The organism is Serratia sp. 22278 (assembly GCF_052045405.1).
Classification (GTDB): domain Bacteria; phylum Pseudomonadota; class Gammaproteobacteria; order Enterobacterales; family Enterobacteriaceae; genus Serratia; species Serratia marcescens.
Window position 1 is genome coordinate 226,486 of the sequence record NZ_JBQEOW010000006.1, and the last position, 18,108, is coordinate 244,593.

The 18,108-nt window shown below is 58.3% G+C and carries 19 protein-coding genes and 1 pseudogene; 12 read left to right on the forward strand and 8 right to left on the reverse strand.

The genetic code is table 11. The features are described 5' to 3' along the window. Positions 1 to 4: 4 nt before the first annotated feature. Entirely contained in the window at positions 5 to 1,399 is a 1,395-nt protein-coding gene (dnaA, locus tag ACTJJ6_RS13960) for a chromosomal replication initiator protein DnaA (RefSeq protein WP_004933889.1), read from the reverse strand. 682 nt (positions 1,400 to 2,081) lie between these two features. On the opposite strand from dnaA, the gene rpmH reads away from it, so the two are divergent. From rpmH to ACTJJ6_RS13990, 6 genes are all read left to right on the forward strand, one after another. After that, entirely contained in the window at positions 2,082 to 2,222 is a 141-nt protein-coding gene (rpmH, locus tag ACTJJ6_RS13965; protein ID WP_000831330.1) for a 50S ribosomal protein L34, read from the forward strand. Between the two features lie 17 nt (positions 2,223 to 2,239). Next, on the forward strand, positions 2,240 to 2,599 hold the full coding sequence (rnpA, locus tag ACTJJ6_RS13970) for a ribonuclease P protein component (RefSeq protein WP_004933883.1): 360 nt from the start codon (positions 2,240 to 2,242) through the stop codon (positions 2,597 to 2,599). After that, positions 2,563 to 2,820, forward strand: a complete 258-nt coding sequence (yidD, locus tag ACTJJ6_RS13975) for a membrane protein insertion efficiency factor YidD (protein WP_004933881.1) — start codon at positions 2,563 to 2,565, stop codon at positions 2,818 to 2,820. Before rnpA ends, yidD begins: the two co-directional genes overlap by 37 nt. A gap of 2 nt (positions 2,821 to 2,822) precedes the next feature. Further along, a complete protein-coding gene (gene yidC, locus ACTJJ6_RS13980) occupies positions 2,823 to 4,460 on the forward strand; it encodes a membrane protein insertase YidC (protein ID WP_016929601.1) in 1,638 nt (545 codons plus the stop codon). Between the two features lie 96 nt (positions 4,461 to 4,556). Next, the gene (gene mnmE, locus ACTJJ6_RS13985; protein WP_016929602.1) at positions 4,557 to 5,921 is read left to right on the forward strand and encodes a tRNA uridine-5-carboxymethylaminomethyl(34) synthesis GTPase MnmE; all 1,365 of its coding nucleotides are present in this window, start codon (positions 4,557 to 4,559) and stop codon (positions 5,919 to 5,921) included. A 147-nt stretch (positions 5,922 to 6,068) separates the two neighbouring features. After that, on the forward strand, positions 6,069 to 6,869 hold the full coding sequence (locus tag ACTJJ6_RS13990; protein WP_110147546.1) for an MBL fold metallo-hydrolase: 801 nt from the start codon (positions 6,069 to 6,071) through the stop codon (positions 6,867 to 6,869). Between the two features lie 10 nt (positions 6,870 to 6,879). Here the strand turns inward: ACTJJ6_RS13990 and ACTJJ6_RS13995 are convergent, their stop codons facing one another. Both ACTJJ6_RS13995 and ACTJJ6_RS14000 read right to left on the reverse strand, forming a co-directional pair. After that, positions 6,880 to 8,001, reverse strand: a complete 1,122-nt coding sequence (locus tag ACTJJ6_RS13995) for a threonine/serine transporter (protein ID WP_350024380.1) — start codon at positions 7,999 to 8,001, stop codon at positions 6,880 to 6,882. Positions 8,002 to 8,057: 56 nt separating this feature from the next. After that, on the reverse strand, positions 8,058 to 8,951 hold the full coding sequence (locus ACTJJ6_RS14000) for a hypothetical protein (protein WP_049299623.1): 894 nt from the start codon (positions 8,949 to 8,951) through the stop codon (positions 8,058 to 8,060). A 193-nt stretch (positions 8,952 to 9,144) separates the two neighbouring features. On the opposite strand from ACTJJ6_RS14000, the pseudogene ACTJJ6_RS14005 reads away from it, so the two are divergent. The 4 genes and pseudogenes from ACTJJ6_RS14005 to ACTJJ6_RS14020 all read left to right on the forward strand — a co-directional run bounded on the left by ACTJJ6_RS14005 (position 9,145) and on the right by ACTJJ6_RS14020 (position 12,104). Then, positions 9,145 to 9,246: pseudogene (locus ACTJJ6_RS14005) on the forward strand. A 275-nt stretch (positions 9,247 to 9,521) separates the two neighbouring features. Then, on the forward strand, positions 9,522 to 10,247 hold the full coding sequence (locus ACTJJ6_RS14010) for a 4'-phosphopantetheinyl transferase family protein (protein ID WP_033639103.1): 726 nt from the start codon (positions 9,522 to 9,524) through the stop codon (positions 10,245 to 10,247). 161 nt (positions 10,248 to 10,408) lie between these two features. Continuing rightward, positions 10,409 to 10,975: an NADPH-dependent FMN reductase gene (locus ACTJJ6_RS14015; protein ID WP_004933859.1), complete on the forward strand. Its 567-nt coding sequence runs from the start codon at positions 10,409 to 10,411 to the stop codon at positions 10,973 to 10,975. A 76-nt stretch (positions 10,976 to 11,051) separates the two neighbouring features. Then, entirely contained in the window at positions 11,052 to 12,104 is a 1,053-nt protein-coding gene (locus tag ACTJJ6_RS14020; protein WP_016929607.1) for a hypothetical protein, read from the forward strand. A gap of 35 nt (positions 12,105 to 12,139) precedes the next feature. Here the strand turns inward: ACTJJ6_RS14020 and ACTJJ6_RS14025 are convergent, their stop codons facing one another. Continuing rightward, positions 12,140 to 13,477 (reverse strand): NCS2 family permease, encoded by a 1,338-nt coding sequence (locus tag ACTJJ6_RS14025; RefSeq protein ID WP_004933851.1) that lies wholly within the window; start codon positions 13,475 to 13,477, stop codon positions 12,140 to 12,142. Positions 13,478 to 13,708: 231 nt separating this feature from the next. Between ACTJJ6_RS14025 and ACTJJ6_RS14030 the strand changes: the two genes are divergently transcribed. Next, positions 13,709 to 14,113, forward strand: a complete 405-nt coding sequence (locus tag ACTJJ6_RS14030) for an NUDIX hydrolase (RefSeq protein WP_079450354.1) — start codon at positions 13,709 to 13,711, stop codon at positions 14,111 to 14,113. A gap of 46 nt (positions 14,114 to 14,159) precedes the next feature. Continuing rightward, a complete protein-coding gene (gene yieH, locus ACTJJ6_RS14035; RefSeq protein WP_164053768.1) occupies positions 14,160 to 14,828 on the forward strand; it encodes a 6-phosphogluconate phosphatase in 669 nt (222 codons plus the stop codon). On the opposite strand, the gene ACTJJ6_RS14040 is transcribed toward yieH, so the two are convergent. The 4 genes from ACTJJ6_RS14040 to phoU all read right to left on the reverse strand — a co-directional run bounded on the left by ACTJJ6_RS14040 (position 14,825) and on the right by phoU (position 18,104). Further along, a complete protein-coding gene (locus ACTJJ6_RS14040; protein WP_004933841.1) occupies positions 14,825 to 15,565 on the reverse strand; it encodes an amino acid ABC transporter permease in 741 nt (246 codons plus the stop codon). The genes yieH and ACTJJ6_RS14040 overlap by 4 nt on opposite strands. 1 nt (position 15,566) lies before the next feature. After that, the gene (locus ACTJJ6_RS14045) at positions 15,567 to 16,280 is read right to left on the reverse strand and encodes an amino acid ABC transporter permease (RefSeq protein ID WP_016929611.1); all 714 of its coding nucleotides are present in this window, start codon (positions 16,278 to 16,280) and stop codon (positions 15,567 to 15,569) included. A gap of 81 nt (positions 16,281 to 16,361) precedes the next feature. Beyond that, the gene (locus tag ACTJJ6_RS14050; protein WP_440804222.1) at positions 16,362 to 17,201 is read right to left on the reverse strand and encodes an ABC transporter substrate-binding protein; all 840 of its coding nucleotides are present in this window, start codon (positions 17,199 to 17,201) and stop codon (positions 16,362 to 16,364) included. 168 nt (positions 17,202 to 17,369) lie between these two features. Next, the gene (gene phoU / locus ACTJJ6_RS14055) at positions 17,370 to 18,104 is read right to left on the reverse strand and encodes a phosphate signaling complex protein PhoU (protein ID WP_016929613.1); all 735 of its coding nucleotides are present in this window, start codon (positions 18,102 to 18,104) and stop codon (positions 17,370 to 17,372) included. Between the last annotated feature and the right edge of the window lie 4 nt (positions 18,105 to 18,108).

The following is an 18,108-nucleotide window of genomic DNA, read 5'->3' on the forward strand; positions in this document are numbered from 1 at the left end:
AGCGCTATGAAGATAATGTTCTGATTAAATTGGAGAAATCTTCTTTGATGTCGTGACTTTCCTCACGCAACTGCTCGATCTTCCGGCAGGCGTGCAACACCGTGGTATGGTCGCGGCCACCAAACGCATCGCCGATTTCCGGCAGGCTGTGGTTGGTGAGTTCCTTCGCCAGCGCCATCGCCATCTGGCGCGGGCGGGCAACGGATCGCGAACGCCGCTTGGACAGCAAATCCGCGACTTTAATCTTGTAATACTCCGCCACCGTCTTTTGGATATTGTCGATGGTGACCAGCTTTTCCTGCAGCGCCAGCAGATCGCGCAGCGCTTCGCGCACGAAATCGATGGTGATGGCCCGGCCGGTAAAGTTGGCGTTGGCGATCACGCGGTTCAGCGCCCCTTCGAGCTCACGCACGTTGGAACGCAGGCGCTTGGCGATGAAGAACGCCACTTCGCCCGGCAGGCGAATGTCGTTTTCGTCGGCCTTTTTCATCAGGATCGCCACGCGGGTTTCCAGCTCCGGCGGCTCGATCGCCACCGTCAGCCCCCAGCCGAAGCGGGACTTCAGACGATCTTCCACCCCGTTGATCTCTTTAGGGTAGCGATCCGAAGTCAGGATGATCTGCTGATTGCCTTCCAACAGGGCGTTAAAGGTATGGAAGAACTCTTCCTGCGAACGCTCCTTGTTGGCAAAGAATTGGATGTCATCGATCAGCAACGCGTCGACCGAACGGTAGTAGCGCTTAAACTCTTCGATGGCATTGTTCTGCAACGCTTTGACCATGTCCTGCACAAAGCGTTCCGAGTGCATGTAGACCACTTTGGCGTTGGCCTTGCGCGCCATGATACCGTTGCCGACCGCGTGCAGCAGGTGAGTTTTACCCAGGCCGGTGCCGCCATACAGGAACAAAGGGTTGTAGGCGCCGCCCGGATTGTCCGCCACCTGGCGAGCCGCCGCGCGCGCCAGTTGGTTGGACTTACCCTCGACGAAGTTGTCGAAGGTGTGTTTGGGGTTGACGTTGGAGCGATAAGAGAGCTCGGGTTGCGCCGCCGCGTTGTCCCAGCTCGGGCGCGAAGGCGCGGCCGTGCGCGCCGCCGGAGCCGCAGGGGCGCTGCTGACGCTGGCGGTCACGGTCTGGCTGATCACCTGCGTGATCGGCTTGCTGCCGACTTCAAAACGCAGCAAAGGCGCGTCCGTGCCGCAGAAATCATTCAGCAGACCATTGATGTTGTTTAAGTACTTATCGCGAACCCAATCCAGCACAAAACGGTTAGGCGCGTACAGCGCCAGGGTGTTGTCACTCAGTTCCGCCTGCAATGGGCGAATCCACATACTAAATTCTGTGGCAGGTAACTCATCCTGCAATCGGGCAAGACACTGCTGCCAAAGCGAAAGTGACACGGCGGACTCCACTCGAACAAGATCAATAAAGAAAAGAAACGGGCAACTTTTTTATAACTCATGATTTTTGACACATACCCGGCATCGGCTGTTTGCCTGTGGGGGATGCGAACCGCCTTTCACGGTTTGTGTCCCTCACGATCCCGGCATGAGGGATCGCGATCGGAATGACGGATCATAGCGCAATCCGAGCAAGAGATCCTCCCCTTCCTCACAGATTAGATCCATTTTATCCACAGGCCGCGGCCGGCGGCGATCTTTTCACCGCCAGCGCCGAATGACCGCGCAGATCCCGGCCGCTGCGCCGCGTTTTTTACATTGTCAACCGGTTATACCCTGTTATCCACGCCGGATCCTGCGATCGCGCGCAAAGGATCTCACGGGGATCCTTGCGATTTCACCCCGAGTCCGTATAATCTTCGCCCTACGTGTGATACCTGGTTCCTTATGGTGCGTCATTAGCCAGACAGGATTCTGCGGTGACCACGGGCCAAGACCGGATTTTGTTCCGTTATTGGCAGACAACCAGGTAGGCTGGCGCGATGCGAATTGACTCAGGACTGTACAATTATTACAATCCCGCTTCTTTATGTATTGCGATTGAGGCGTCGGTCATCTTCACGCCGAGTAGCCAAACGCGTTTACTGATCAGTAATTATTTTAAGTTTAGGTAGAAATCGCTATGAAACGCACTTTCCAACCGTCCGTATTGAAGCGCAACCGTAGCCACGGTTTCCGTGCTCGTATGGCCACCAAAAATGGTCGTCAAGTTCTGGCCCGCCGTCGTGCGAAAGGCCGTGCTCGTCTGACTGTTTCTAAGTAATAAAGCTAACCCGCTGAGTGGTTAAGCTCGCTTTTCCCAGGGAGTTACGTTTGTTAACTCCCACTCATTTCACTTTCGTCTTCCAGCAGCCACAACGGGCTGGCACGCCGCAAATCACCATCCTCGGCCGCCTGAACCAGCTGGGGCATCCCCGCATCGGTCTTACCGTCGCCAAAAAACACGTCAAACGCGCGCACGAGCGTAATCGGATCAAACGCCTAACCCGCGAGAGCTTCCGCCTGCGCCAGCACGAATTACCGGCGATGGATTTTGTCGTGGTGGCCAAAAAGGGGATAGCGGATTTGGATAACCGCGCGCTGACGGAAGCTTTGGATAAATTATGGCGTCGCCACTGTCGCCAGGCTCCCGCATCCTGATCGGGCTGGTGCGGGCCTATCAGCTCGTCATCAGCCCGCTGCTAGGGCCTCGTTGTCGCTTCCAGCCGACATGCTCTCATTACGCAATTGAGGCATTAAGCAGGTTTGGCATGATAAAAGGCAGTTGGTTAGCATTGAAACGCGTATTAAAATGCCACCCTTTGAACCCAGGTGGCGATGATCCGGTGCCGCCAAAAACCGACGATAACAGAGAACACTAACGATGGATTCGCAACGCAATCTTCTTCTCATCGCTCTGCTGTTCGTGTCTTTCATGATCTGGCAGGCATGGCAAACGGACAACGCTCCGCAGCCGGCCGCACAGACCACGCAACAGACTTCGAACGCAGTAGCCGGTGATGCCGCCAGCCAGGCCGTGCCAGCCAGTGGTCAGGGTAAGCTGATTACCGTGAACACCGACGTGCTGTCACTGACCATCAACACCCGTGGTGGCGATATCGAGCAGGCTAAACTGTTGGCCTACCCGGATACTCTGGGTTCATCGACTCCGTTCCAACTGCTGGAAACCACCCCGTCGTTCGTCTATCAGGCGCAAAGCGGCCTGACCGGTAAAAACGGCCCGGACAACCCGGCCAACGGCGAACGCCCGCTGTATCAGGCGGCGCAGGACAGCTACACCCTGCCAGAAGGCCAGGACGAGCTGCGCATCCCGCTGACCTACACCGATAAAGACGGCGCGGTCTACACCAAGACCTTCGTGCTTAAACGCAACCACTATGCGGTCGGCGTGGATTACAGCATCGACAACAAAGGCGCGACGCCGCTGGAGCTGACCCTGTTCGGCCAGCTGAAGCAGACCACCGAATTGCCTAAGCACCGTGACACCGGCAGCAGCAACTTTGCGCTGCACACCTTCCGCGGCGCGGCGTACTCGTCCAGCGAGGACAAGTACCAGAAATACGCGTTCGACAAAGATGAAAACCTGAGCGTCACCACCAAAGACGGTTGGGTCGCCATGCTGCAGCAGTACTTCGCCACCGCGTGGGTGCCGGCGACCAAGGGTGACAACACCTTCTACACCGCCAAACCGGGCGACAACCTGTCCACCATCGGCTTCAAATCTACGCCGGTCGTGGTGCAGCCGGGCGCTCAGCAGCAGCTGAACGCGACCCTGTGGGTCGGCCCGGAGCTGCAGGACCAGATGGCCCAGTTGGCGCCGCACCTGGATCTGACCGTGGATTACGGTTGGCTGTGGTTCATCTCCCAGCCGCTGTTCAAACTGCTGAAGTTCATCCACGGCTTTATCGGCAACTGGGGCTTCTCCATCATCATCATCACCTTCATCGTGCGCGGCATCATGTACCCGCTGACCAAGGCGCAGTACACCTCGATGGCGAAAATGCGCATGCTGCAGCCGAAGCTGCAGGCGATGCGCGAGCGCATCGGCGATGACAAACAGCGCATGAGCCAAGAGATGATGGCGCTGTACAAGGCGGAGAAAGTGAACCCGCTCGGCGGCTGCCTGCCGCTGATCATTCAGATGCCGATCTTCCTGGCGCTGTACTACATGCTGATGGGTTCGGTCGAGCTGCGCCACGCGCCGTTCGCCCTGTGGATCCATGACCTGTCGGCGCAAGACCCGTACTACATCCTGCCAATCCTGATGGGCGTGACGATGTTCTTCATTCAGAAGATGTCGCCGACCACCGTGACTGATCCGATGCAGCAGAAAATCATGACCTTCATGCCGGTGATCTTCACAGTGTTCTTCCTGTGGTTCCCGTCCGGTCTGGTGCTGTACTACATCGTCAGCAACCTGGTGACCATCCTGCAGCAGCAGCTGATTTACCGTGGTCTGGAAAAACGCGGTCTGCACAGCCGCGACAAGAAAAAAAGCTAAGCGTAGTGTAGGGGTTCGGCGCGCCGACCCTTGCAGTAACACCAAAGGCGGTCATTAGACCGCCTTTTTGCATCTTAATCGTCAGAGAGAACCGTTATGAGCACCACCGATACCATCGTAGCCCAAGCCACCCCGCCGGGACGCGGCGGCGTCGGCATTCTGCGCATTTCCGGAAGCAAGGCCAAAGACGTCGCCCAGGCGTTGCTCGGCAAGCTGCCGAAGCCGCGCTACGCTGACTATCTGCCGTTCCGCGACGCCACGGGCGCCACCCTCGATCAGGGCATCGCGCTGTGGTTCCCGGGGCCGAACTCCTTTACCGGCGAAGACGTGCTGGAACTGCAGGGCCACGGCGGGCCGGTGATCCTCGATCTGCTGCTCAAGCGCGTGCTGGCGCTGCCCGACGTGCGCATCGCGCGGCCGGGCGAGTTCTCCGAGCGCGCGTTTCTCAACGACAAACTCGATCTGGCGCAGGCCGAAGCGATTGCCGATCTGATCGACGCCAGCTCAGAGCAGGCGGCGCGTTCGGCGATGAACTCGCTCCAGGGCGCGTTCTCCACCCGCATCCACCAGCTCGTGGAAGCGCTCACTCACCTGCGAATCTACGTGGAAGCGGCGATCGACTTCCCGGACGAGGAAATTGACTTCCTGTCCGACGGTAAAATCGAGGCGCAGCTCAACGACGTCATGGCGGATCTGGACAGCGTGCGAGGCGAAGCGCGCCAGGGCAGCCTGCTGCGTGAAGGGATGAAGGTGGTGATCGCCGGGCGCCCCAACGCCGGCAAATCGAGCCTGCTCAATGCGTTGGCCGGGCGCGAGGCGGCGATCGTCACCGATATCGCCGGCACCACCCGCGACGTCTTGCGCGAACATATCCATATCGACGGCATGCCGCTGCACATCATCGACACCGCCGGCCTGCGCGACGCCAGCGACGAAGTGGAGCGCATCGGCATCGAACGTGCATGGAACGAAATCGAACAGGCCGACAGGGTGCTGTTTATGGTTGACGGCACCACCACCGCCGCCACCGAGCCGGCGGAGATCTGGCCGGAGTTTATGGCGCGCCTGCCAGGCACGTTGCCGATCACCGTGGTGCGCAATAAGGCCGACATCACCGGTGAAACGCTGGGTCTGACGGAAGTGAATAACCACTCACTTATTCGCCTGTCGGCCCGCACCGGTGAAGGCGTCGATGTGCTGCGCGATCATCTTAAACAGAGCATGGGCTTCACCAGCAACATGGAAGGCGGCTTCCTGGCGCGCCGCCGCCACCTGCAGGCGCTGGAACTGGCGGCGCAGCACCTGGTGCAGGGCAAAGAACAGTTAGTGAGCGCTTACGCGGGGGAGCTGTTGGCCGAAGAACTGCGCCAGGCACAGCTGGCCTTGAGTGAAATCACCGGTGAATTCACCTCCGACGACCTGCTGGGCCGCATTTTCTCCAGCTTCTGTATCGGCAAGTAACACCGCCAGACACCTTCACGGCCGGGACAAGCCCTTGTTCCGGCCGTTTTTCTTTTCCGCTCTCGCTCTGCGCGCCGGCTCACAGAGCCGCCGCAGCGTCCCGCGCTATACTGGCCAGTCAGGAATCTCTCTCAGGAACGAGTCAACATGGCATTGACCCTCAGGGTACTGCTGGAAAACCGCCGCGCCGCCGGCGCCAACCCGCTATTGCAGGCCAAGGCCGGGTTAAGCCTGCTGATTGAGGATGATACGACGTCCATACTGTTCGATACCGGCCCCGACGACAGCTTTCTGCGCAATGCGGCGCTGATGGGTGTCGATCTCTCCCGTATCACCGCGACGGTGCTCTCCCACGGCCACTATGACCACTGCGGCGGCGTCGCCTGGCTGCCAGACAACAGCCGTATCATCTGCCACCCGCAGGTCGGCGATGAGCGCTATGCGGCGCTGAAGGTGCTGGGCCACACTCGGAAAATCAAAAAGCTCTCTTTGGATATCGACTACTCGCGCCACCGCATGCAATACAGCCGCGAACCGCTGGCGATCGGCGATCGCTTTATGTGGTCAGGCGAAATCGTGGTGCCCGCACCCCGCGCCTACGGGGTGATCGCCGGGGAGAACGCAGCGGTAGATTACGTTATTGACGAAGGGGTGCTGATTTACAAATCGGATCGCGGTCTGGTGATCGTGACCGGCTGTGGGCACCGCGGGATCGTGAATATCGTGCGCCATTGCCAGCAAATCACCGGGATCGATCGGATCCACGCCTTGATCGGCGGTTTTCATCTACGCTGCGCTTCCCCGCGCACGCTCTGGCGCGTCCGCCGTTTTTTGCGCCAGCATCAGCCGGAAAAGATTATGGGCTGCCACTGTACCGGCGCCTGGGGCCGGCTATGGCTGCCGGAAGGGATCGCGCCGGCCACCGGCGATAGGCTGGTTCTGGATTAAGCGTGCCGCTTTACACCAACAACGTTGCGATTACCGCGATCCCGCAGCCCAGCACGACGACGCCGATCCCCTTTTGCCAGCCGCCGCCCCGTAGCAAAAAATACAGTGATGGGATGAAAAAGACGGTCATCACGATAACGGGTATCGACCAGCCCGAGATGATCTTGATAATGCTCGGGTTGATCGCGCCAATAAACGTACAGACAACGATATTCCCTGCGATGATTCTCTTTTTGCCCGCCACGCCGAAGGACGTAATGCCATCGATCACGCCGGTCAACGTGCCGATATAGGCGCCGCCGGTCAGTAAACACAGCAACAGGGCAGCGCCTAACCACGCCGTGGCGTTGCCGGTCAAACCGGCGGTATAAAACAGCGCATCCACATTGCGGCTGTTAATGATTGAGATGTCATCCAGCGTCAGCAAGCGGCTGATGGCGATAACGATCATGACGATAAACGCCATGATCAGTACCTTGCCAAACAGAATACTGCGCGCCTGCGGTCGTAAGGCGCTTTTCGCAAAGCGTTGGATGCACGGGGTAAAGTTAAATGTAAAAAGAAAAATCGGCAGCAGCAGCCACGTCTGCAATGAAATGCCAGGCGGCGCCTGCACCGCCTGCTGCCCCCCCGCAGGTTGTAACAGGAAAAACACCGCCAGGATCGCCACCAGTACGATAGAAACCAGTGCCATTCTGGAAATCAGGTGCTCGATTCGCTGACTAAACGCCAACCATGCCGCCGACAGCGCGGCACTCAGCAACAGCGAAATGCCGCCCCTGACCCAGAATCCGTTGTGGAAAAAAGACGCGACGACGTTGACCAAGGTGATGAAATTTATCAGCACGATAATAATCATCGACAAAATAAACAGCACACAGACGATTGCCGCTGCCCGCTCGCCGATAAATGTCGATGATGCCGCCAGGAAATCTTTCTCCGGGTGCGAAATGATGAATTTGAAAAAAAGATAGTGCGCCATCATCGATACCGACATGGCGATAACGATAAACAGCATGAACACTTTCATCCCCAGCACGCCCGGCCCCACCGCCTGTGGCAAAAAGAAAATCCCGGCGCCAAATGCCGTGGAGAAGAAAGTGACAGGCCAATACAGGTGTGAGATTTTCATGATGATGCTCGACCATCATGGCTATGCGTGACGCATAGCCAGCTGGCACAAAAATGTCATTCGAAACAGGATTTGCCGAAGAAGACCAGTAAAGAAGGCAAAGCGAAGTTATCGTAAAAAGTCGCGGCCGCACGATAGCCGTTAAGCACGTTGACGCGTGAACACAGCGGAAAAACGCCAATATGCGACGTGTAATTATCAAAGATTTTATTGGGGGAAATGCGATACCGAATAGCCCTGAACGTCGCAGCATTTCCCGCCGCGCAGGTCGGTTTATTTTCCTTGATGATATCGAACGTGTGTTCACCCACCGTCATCTTCACATTTCCGTCTTGGCGCTGAAAATACGCCTCTTTATCCATACGGTTTTTAATGTGGCGTTTAAAGCGATCCGCCATGTTTTTTTCACTGACATAAAATGCATTGATATCAATGCCATGACGTTGATTCGACGCCAGAATGTAGTCGTTTATTTTTTCCGGAATAATGTACGGCGATGTCGCCATCTTCCTGAATTCGTTAGCGCCGTCTATCTCGCTGCCATCGCTTTTTTCCATATAGAAATCATTTATTTCCATCAAGAAGTCAGGCTGAACACTGAGCCGTCTGATGGATTCGGCAATGTAGTCAATGCAGAAGCGCGCAGACTTTTCCACTTCACTGCTGACAGAAAAACGATCGTCCAAATTAACCACGGTATGCCCGCCGGAAATCACCACCTTATCCGTCAAAAAAGACGATGCCAGCGCGATGAGGTCTTCAACGTTGTTATTTGAAACCTCATTGTTGATAACCTCAGCGATCCTATTCTGATCGGCTTTGTAGACGATAAAGCGATCTTCACCCTTCCAACCTTTTTTGCAGTTACATTTATATTCTTTAAAAACAACACGTTCAGCTGTCTTATAAAAATCGGCGCTTTGCAGCGGCATTAATTCGAGATCTGGCATACCCTTCTTCCCTATTCGTAGCCAATGACGCCAACTTTTTATAACAATAGCTAATGTAAATTTAGTGACCTGACTCTGATAATTAATAAACACACACAATAAATAGGGTTTTTGTGGGTTTGCTCACATTTTCAAGTTCAGGTTATTTTAACCATTTTAATTATGTGGTTTTATATTTCCAACAAACGAACGCGGAGAGGTGGGCGAGTGGTTTAAGCCAGATTTAAGAAACTAACCGTTTCTTAAATCCACACGAGTCATCGTGTCGTAGGTTCGAATCCTGCTCTCTCCGCCAACTTTTTCTTATCAGGCGATATTTTATGGGTTCATTGGACGCCGTCGATTCGAAAGCGGCTGGCTTCGGAACTGATTAATTTTATGCACGACCCCGTTACGCAACGCGATTTGAGGTCTGAATAACCTTCGCCTTGCATGCCCCCATGCCCTCCTGCACAGCGCAAAAGCCAACAAATCGGATAATCCGCATAGTGTTTTTTGATGATAAATCCTCAACTTAGTCTTAATCTAACACCCCTGCGTTCTTAGCGACCCTCTGTCATGGAGTGAACAATGGCGTGTCATTTTGCCCGATGGACCCCGGCCTCCGCTGTCCTGGATACCCAGAGACTCTCCGACGAAGTGATAGCCGCCACCCGCACCTTTTCCGTTAAGCGCCGCACGCGTTACCTGCAAGGGCGCATTCTGCTCGCCGAAATGATGTTCTACCTGTACGGCCTGCCGACGCTGCCCCCCATCGCCACCACGCCGACCGGCCGCCCCTGCTTCGCCGATCATCAGTTGCCCGATTTTAGCCTCGCCTATGCCAGCAACACCGTGGGCGTGCTGCTTAGCGACGAGGGCAAAGTCGGACTGGATATCGAAGTGATGCGGGCGCGCGGCAGCCGGCAAAGCGCGCTGCAGAACGCGCATCAGACGCCGGCGGAAAGTGCCTGGATCGGCGCGCAGGACGATCGGCTGGAGGCGGAGACTCAGCTGTGGAGCATTCGGCAAAGCGTGCTGAAAATTTCCGGTCTCGGCAACAGCGGCCAATCCACGCTACGTCTGCATCCCTTCTCCGGTCACCTGCGCTCCAGCGCCACGCCGGACGTTCAGGTGATGAGCGACGCCGACGAATATCTGAGCTGGGCCTGCGCCGGCAGCCCCGAGCTGGATCGCCTGCTGTGCTGGCGCTACGAAGAGCGCGGCGGCCTGCACAAAGACGGGGAAATCTCGCCGCGCAGCCCGGCGGCATCCTCACGCTTCGTTAAACTGACGGGCCTGAAGACGCCAGGTTGACGCGGCGCAAAGCGGATAACGCGGTCTTTACCGCACGAGTTACTGGATTAAATTGTAAAGACAGCTAAATGTTGAGCAATCGCCTATTCTCGACCCGCGCTTTAGCCTACTATTCGCCCATGTTGTACGCTGAATCTGCTCATTCGAAAGGGAGAATCACCATGTCAGACCAAGCCTTAAAAATCGTCACTCTACTCGGCAGCCTGCGCAAAGGCTCCTACAACGCCATGGTGGCCCGCGCCCTGCCTGGCCTGGCTCCGCAGGGCGTCACCATTGAAGCGCTGCCCTCCATCCGCGATATCCCGCTGTACGACGCCGACATGCAACAGGGTGAAGGCTTCCCTGCCGCAGTCGAAGCGATAGCAGAGCAGATCCGCCAGGCCGACGGCGTGATCATCGTCACCCCCGAATACAACTATTCCGTGCCCGGCGGGTTGAAAAACGCCATCGATTGGCTGTCTCGCGTACCGAATCAGCCGCTGGCCGGCAAGCCGGTGGCCATTCAAACCAGCTCAATGGGGCCGATCGGCGGCGCGCGCTGCCAATACCATCTGCGTCAGATCCTGGTGTTCCTCGATGCGATGGTAATGAACAAGCCTGAGTTTATGGGCGGCGTGATCCAAAGCAAGGTCGATGAACAGGCCGGTGAACTGAGCGATCAGGGAACGCTGGATTTCCTGACCGGCCAGCTGTCCGCGTTCAGCGATTTTATTCGCCGCGTGGAGTGAAGGTCTCGCGGCGCCCGCGGGGCGCCGCAACAGGACATGACGTCCGTCAATTTATTGAAATTAAAGCCATAGCATCATGTATTTTTTCATTTTAGCGTTATTTTTCGTTTCCATCACCAGTCCCGCTTTCGCCGCAGACATGCGTTATCCCGCCGGTGAAGAACCGCTGGAGCTGCCTGCGCACAGCGCGCTCAACGCCCAGCTGTCGCGATCCGCGCAAAACCAGGAAGATAAAAAACTGGGCGCCATGTCGCTGTACCTGACGCTGATGCGCGAAGACGGCCGCAATGTCTGGGCGCCCTACCAGCTGGCGGTGTCGTCGGCGGAGAAAGGGCAAACCGAGCTGGCGGAGCGCTACCTGCAGCTGAGCGCCGACCGCGGCCTGTGGTACTACTACAACCTGCTGGAGGACGACGCCTTCAACAGCATCCAGCACTCCGCCACCTACCAATCTATCCTGGCCGCCACCAAAGCGCGCTATCTGCAGCACGCTCGCCGCTATGAAGGCAAGGCCAGCTACGCGATACCGGACGGCGAAACGCCACCCGAAGGGTGGCCAACGGTGATCTTCCTGCATACCTACGGCAAAGCCGCCGCCATCAGCCCCGAGGAGCGGCTGCTGTTCGGCGAAATGGGCGTGGCCTACATCGAGCTCAACGGCACGCAGATGCTGTCGGAAAACAGCTTCCGCTGGTCGAATTACAGCGACGAGAGCACCCAAACCGCCATTCAGCGTACGCTGCAACAGCTGGCTCCGCAGCTAAAGCTGGATCCCCGGCGGATTTACCTCAGCGCCCGCGGCCAGGGCGCGTTGCACGCCGCCAACCTGATCGCCAAGTACCCGCAGTTTTATGCCGGCGCGCTCTTGATCGCCCCCAACGGCGAGATCAAGCCGGCCCAGCAGTCGCTGGCGGCGCAAAAGAAAATCGTGATGGCGTATTACGATCGACAGAATTTCAGCGAACAGGCGCTGGCATTGCACTTCGCCAATCTGTTCGGGGAGGATAATCAGGTGCAAACGCTGCACTTCGCCCAGGGAGAGGATGCCGCCGGCAGTTGGCAGGCGCGCTTCAGGCGGCCGTTGCAGTGGGTGTTGGATCAGGCGCCGGATGCGACGCCGGGCGTCTAGGGTTTCAGGGCCGACGGGCGTCGGCCCTTTGGCTGTCAATGGCCGTCGACGAAGACGATCTTCAGCACGAACAGCAGCGCCACGACCACCACGCACGGGCTGATTTCACGCCAGCGGCCGGTGCCGAGCTTCATCACGCAGTAGGAGATAAAGCCGAGCGCGATGCCTTCGGTGATCGAGAAACTGAACGGCATCATCACCGCGGTGACAAACGCCGGTACCGCTTCGGTCAGATCGTCCCACTTCACCCGCGCCAGGCTGGAGGTCATCAGCACGCCGACATAGATCAGCGCGCCGGCGGCGGCATAAGCCGGCACCATGCCCGCCAACGGCGACAGGAAGATCACCAGCAGGAACAGCAGGCCGGTGACCACCGCCGTCAGACCGGTGCGGCCGCCGACGGCGACGCCGGACGAGCTTTCGATGTAAGCGGTCACGGAAGAGGTCCCCGCCAGCGAACCGGCCACTGAGCTGATGCTGTCAACGTACAGCGCCTGCTTCATGCGCGGGAACTTGCCCTGGTTGTCGGTCAGGCCGGCTTTATCGGTGACGCCGATCAGGGTGCCGGAAGAGTCGAACAGGTTCACCAGCATAAACGAGAAGATGACCCCGGCCAGCCCGATGTTCAGCGCGCCGGCCACGTCGACCTGGCCCACCACCGAGGTGATGCTCGGCGGCAGGGAGAACAGGCCGCCGTATTTCACGTCGCCCAGCATCCAGCCGATCAGGGTGGTGACCACGATCGACACCAGCACCGCCGCATGGAAGTTGCGCGAAGAGAGCACGGCGATGATGAAGAAGCCGAGCGCCCCCAGCAGCACGTTGTGCGAGGTCAGGCTGCCGATGGTCACCAGCGTGTCCGGGTTGGCCACCACGATGCCGGCGTTTTTCAGCCCCATCATGCCGATGAACAGGCCGATGCCGCTGGTGATGCCGACGCGCAGGCTGACCGGAATGTTGGCGATCATCCAGTAACGGATGCGGAAAATGGTCAGCAACAGCAGGCCGACCGCGCCCCAGAAGATGGCGCCCATGCCCACCTGCCAGGAAATGCCCATCGCCCCGACCACCACGAAGGCGAAGAAGGCGTTCAGGCCCATCGCCGGCGCCAGCGCCACCGGCAGGTTTGCCAGCAGGCCCATAAAGATGCTGCCGAAGGCGGCGATCAAACAGGTGGTGACAAATACTGCCTGGGTATCCATGCCCGCTGCGCCCAAAATTTGCGGGTTAACGAACACGATATACACCATGGTGAGGAAGGTGGTGATACCGGCAATCGTTTCCGTACGCGCCGTCGTGCCATGTTGCTTGAGTTTAAACACGCGCCCAAGCAAGCCTTGCTCAGCGTCAAGGCCAGATACTGGTTTGGTCATTATCAGAATTCCGAAAATGGGAATGGACAGTCGCCGGCTATCCTATAACAAAAAGTGGGGCTTTTGACGCCGGTCACAGGTTTTTTTCGCCGTCTTTACGGCTAAACGCGTCAACGGCTTGTATTTACAGGCATTCATCCCCCTTGCCGCCCGCTGCGTTGCCGTTTGCCGGCACGGCCGATAAAATGGCCTATCGCCCCTCTATCCCTATCCGTTAAAACAGGAATCCGCATGTCTTCGACCTTTATCGATAAGCTGGCGTTGATCGCGCTGAAAGATGACAAAGTGGCGCTGGTGCGCTCGCACAACAAGACGCTGTTTTATATGCCGGGCGGAAAGCGCGAAGCGGACGAAACCGACGAACAGGCGCTGTGCCGCGAAATCGACGAAGAGCTGACCGTTGCGCTGCTGTCGCAATCCATCGCGTTTTACGGCGAGTTCACCGGCCCGGCGGACGGCAAGCAGGACGGTACCCAAGTGCGCATTCGCTGCTACCAGGCCGACTTTACCGGGCAGTTGCAGCCCGCCGCCGAAATCGCCGAGCTGAAGTGGTGCGACAGCCGCGATCTGCCGCAGTGCTCACACGTCGCCGCGCTGATTTTGCACGATCTCAAGGCGCGTAACCTGATCAAGTGATCGCTGAGTCGCCTCAGCGGCGTTAACCCGAAGGAACCTGTCCCGCATGAATCAGATTGACTGCATTTTGTTCGACTGCGACGGCACGCTGGTGGACAGCGAAGTGCTGTGCAGCAAAGCCTATGTCCATATGTTCGCCCACTACGGCATTCATCTGTCGCTGGAAGAGGTATTCAAGAAATACAAAGGGGTGAAGCTGTACGAGATTATCGATCGGGTCAATGCCGAGCAGGGCACTGACCTGGAAAAAGAGACGCTGGAGCCGCTGTATCGGCAGGAAGTTGCGCGGCTGTTCGACAGCGAGCTGCAACAGATTGCCGGCGCCCGCGAGCTGCTGGCGCAGGTGACGGTGCCTGTCTGCACCGTCTCCAACGGGCCGGTCAGCAAGATGCAGCACTCGCTCGGCCTGACCGGCATGCTGCCTTATTTTGATGACCGGTTGTTCAGCGGCTATGACATTCAGCGCTGGAAGCCGGATCCGGCGATCGTGTTTCACGCCGCCGAACAGATGCGGGTGTCGGTGACGCGCTGCATCCTGGTGGACGATTCGCCCGCCGGCGCGCAGGCCGGCATCAATGCCGGCATTCCGGTCTTTTACTTCTGCGCCGATCCGCATAATCCGCCGATCGATCACCCGCTGGTGACCACGTTTGACGACCTGGCTCAATTGCCCGCGCTGTGGCGCGAACGCGGCTGGCGGCTGACGGCCGATTAACTGGCCGGCAACGGCGGCTTGTTGCGCCACCAGCGCCAGGACCGCTTCAGCGCGCGGGTTTGCGCGCCGAAGCGGCGGTTGACCGCGTTGGCCAGCAGATCGAGCGCCAGGCAGAATACGAAATAGACCAGCGCCACAAACAGGAACACTTCCATCGGATAGACCATGCTGCGGTTGTTAACCTGGGTCGCCAGGAAGGTCAATTCGCCAACGCCGACGATATAAGCCAACGAGGTGTCTTTGATCAGAGAAATCCACTGGTTGATGAACGACGGCACCATCATGCGCAGCGCCTGCGGCAGCACGATCATGCGCAGCGTCTGCCAGCGCGTCAGCCCCAGAGAAAGCCCGGCCTGCCACTGGCCGGGACCGATCGCGGCGATGCCGGCCTTCACCGCATGAGCCAGATAGGCCGAGGCGATCAGCGCCAGCGCACACACCACGGTGGTAATTTCCGGGATCTCGACGCCAAACACCATCGGCAGCAGGAAATAGGTCCAGAAGATCAGCATGATGACCGGAATGGCGCGGAAAAAGCCCAACACCGCCGCCAGCAGCCCGGCGGCGACGCCGCGCGACATCGCCAGCGCCACGCCGAGCAGGGTGCCGAGCACCGCCGAGGCCACGCCGGCCATCAGGCTGATCGCCAACGTCAGCGCCGCGCCGCCCAGCGGCCCATCCGGCCAGGTGCCCCACAGCAGGTAACCCAGGTTGTCGTGAATCACGCTGAAATCCATCTCAATGTCCTCCCAGCGGTTTACGCTGTTGTCGCCACATGCCCCAACCTTCCAGCAGCGCGATGATGGCGATATACAGTACCGTCGCCACGCCGAACGCCTGGAAGGTGCGCAGGGTTTCGGTTTCGACCTGACGCGAGGCGTAAGAGAGTTCGGCAACGCCGATCGCCATGGTCAGCGACGAGTTCTTGATCACGTTCATGTATTGCCCCAGCAGCGGCGGCAGCGCGATTTTCAGCGCCTGCGGCAGCACCACGTAGCGCATCGCCTGCCAGCCGGTCAGCCCCAGCGCCTGAGCGGCATATTTCTGCCCGCCGGCGACGCCGCGAATGCCGGAGCGGATCTCTTCGGCGATAAAGGCGGTGGAGTACAGCGTCAGGCCGAAGAAACCGGCGAGAAACTCGAACGACGGCCACTCAAGCGGGCCGACCTGATGTGCGCTGTTCAGCCACTGCATGGCGGCGGACGGCAGGATTTGCCCGGCGGCGAAGTACCAGAAGAACAGCTGCACCAGCAGCGGCGTATTGCGAAACAACGAGCTGTACCCCATCGCCAGCCAACGCAACGGCCGCAGGCTGCTGTCGCGCATCGCCGCCAGCACGAAGCCCAACAGCGTGGCCGCCAGGCCCGCGCAGGCGGAAAGCCACAGCGTCAGCAGAAAGCCGTGCCACAGCCAGTTCAGGTATTGCGGCGCCAGCAGCCAGTCCAGGTTCATGTTCAATCCTTGTCTTGCAGAATGCATCAGGGGCGCAGCAAGCTGCGCCCCTCCGTACCGATCTCACCGCGAGCGGTTAAATCAGGCTTTCGGTTGCTGATCCAAAGGCGCGATTTTGAAATCGCCGCGCGGCTGGGCGGATTTGGTTTCCGGCCCGAACCAGCGATCGTAAATCTTAACCGCTTCGCCGTCGTTTTCCAGCTTGATCAGCGTCTCATTCACCGCGGCGGTCAGGCGATCCTCGCCCTTGGGAATGCCCACGCCCTGATACTCTTTGGTCAGGCTGAACGGCGAAATTTCAAATTCCGCCTTCTGCGCCGCCGGCAGGTTGCCGAGCAGGCCGACCAGCTTGGCGTCGTCCTGAGTGATCGCCTGCACGTTGCCGTTGCGCAGCGCCACGAACGCCAGCGGGGTATCATCGTAAGAGATCACTTTCGCCGTCGGGAAACGCTCGCGCAGGGTGATTTCCTGCACCGTGCCCTTGTCCGCGCCGATGCGCAGCTTCTTGATGTCTTCCGGGGTTTTCAATACGCCTTTGCGGGCGATGAATTTCTGGCCGGTGGCGAAATACGGCACGCTGAAGTTCACTTCCTTGGCGCGCTCGTCGGTAATGGTGAAGTTGGCGGCAATCAGGTCAACCTTCTTCGACACCAGCAGCGGAATGCGGTTGGCCGGGTTGGTGGCGCGCAGCTCCACTTTCACCCCCAGCGTTTTGCCGATCGCGTCGGCGACGTCCACATCGTAGCCCACCAGCTTTTTGCTTTGCGGATCGATGTAGCCGAACGGCGGATTGCTGTCGAACACCGCGATACGCACCACGCCGGCTTGCTTGATATCGTCAAGTTTGTCCGCGTGCGCGGCGCCGGCGGCGAGGCCGGTCAGACTGGCTAACAACGTTAAGGCCAAAGCGCGATGTTTCATAGAAAGCTCCTAAGTGGTTGATGTCCTGCTGGCGAATAAGCTAGCAAGCGCCACATAGGTCAGGAAATAATATAAAAAGCTATATTTATAACCTTTTTATCTTTACGCGCTTAAGATGGAATAAAGGCGCGGGAAACCGCGCCTTTGAAGGATATTACCCGGAAAGAGTTAGTCGGCCTTTTCGTCTTTACCGCCCGGAGAGAGCAGCTTTTCCAGGGCATCGCCGCCCAAATGACGGAAATCCTGCCCCTTGACGAAATAGAAGATAAATTCGCAGATGTTCTGACAGCGGTCGCCGATACGCTCGATAGAGCGGGCGCAGAACAGCGCGGTCAGCACGCTCGGAATGGTGCGCGAGTCTTCCATCATGTAGGTCATCAGCTGACGCACGATGCCTTCGTATTCCTGGTCGACCTTTTTATCTTCGCGGTAAATACGGATCGCTTCGTCCAGATCCATGCGCGCGAACGCGTCCAGCACGTCGTGCAGCATCTGCACGGTGTGGCGCCCCAGCGATTCCAGACTGACCAGCAGCGGCTGATGCTGGTGCGAGAACTTTTCCAGCGCGGTGCGGCAGATCTTGTCCGCCACGTCGCCGATGCGCTCCAGCTCGGAAATGGTTTTGATGATCGCCATCACCAGGCGCAGATCGCTGGCGGTCGGCTGGCGCTTGGCGATGATGCGCACGCACGCTTCGTCGATCGCCACTTCCATCATGTTGACCTTGGCGTCGCCTTCAATTACGCGCTTGGCCAACTCGCCATCCTGATTGTGCATCGCAGTGATGGCGTCGGTCAGCTGTTGCTCCACCAGCCCGCCCATGGTCAGCACCTGGGTGCGGATATGCTCGAGCTCTGCGTTGAACTGGCCGGAAATGTGTTTGTTTAAATTCAGGTTATCCATGATG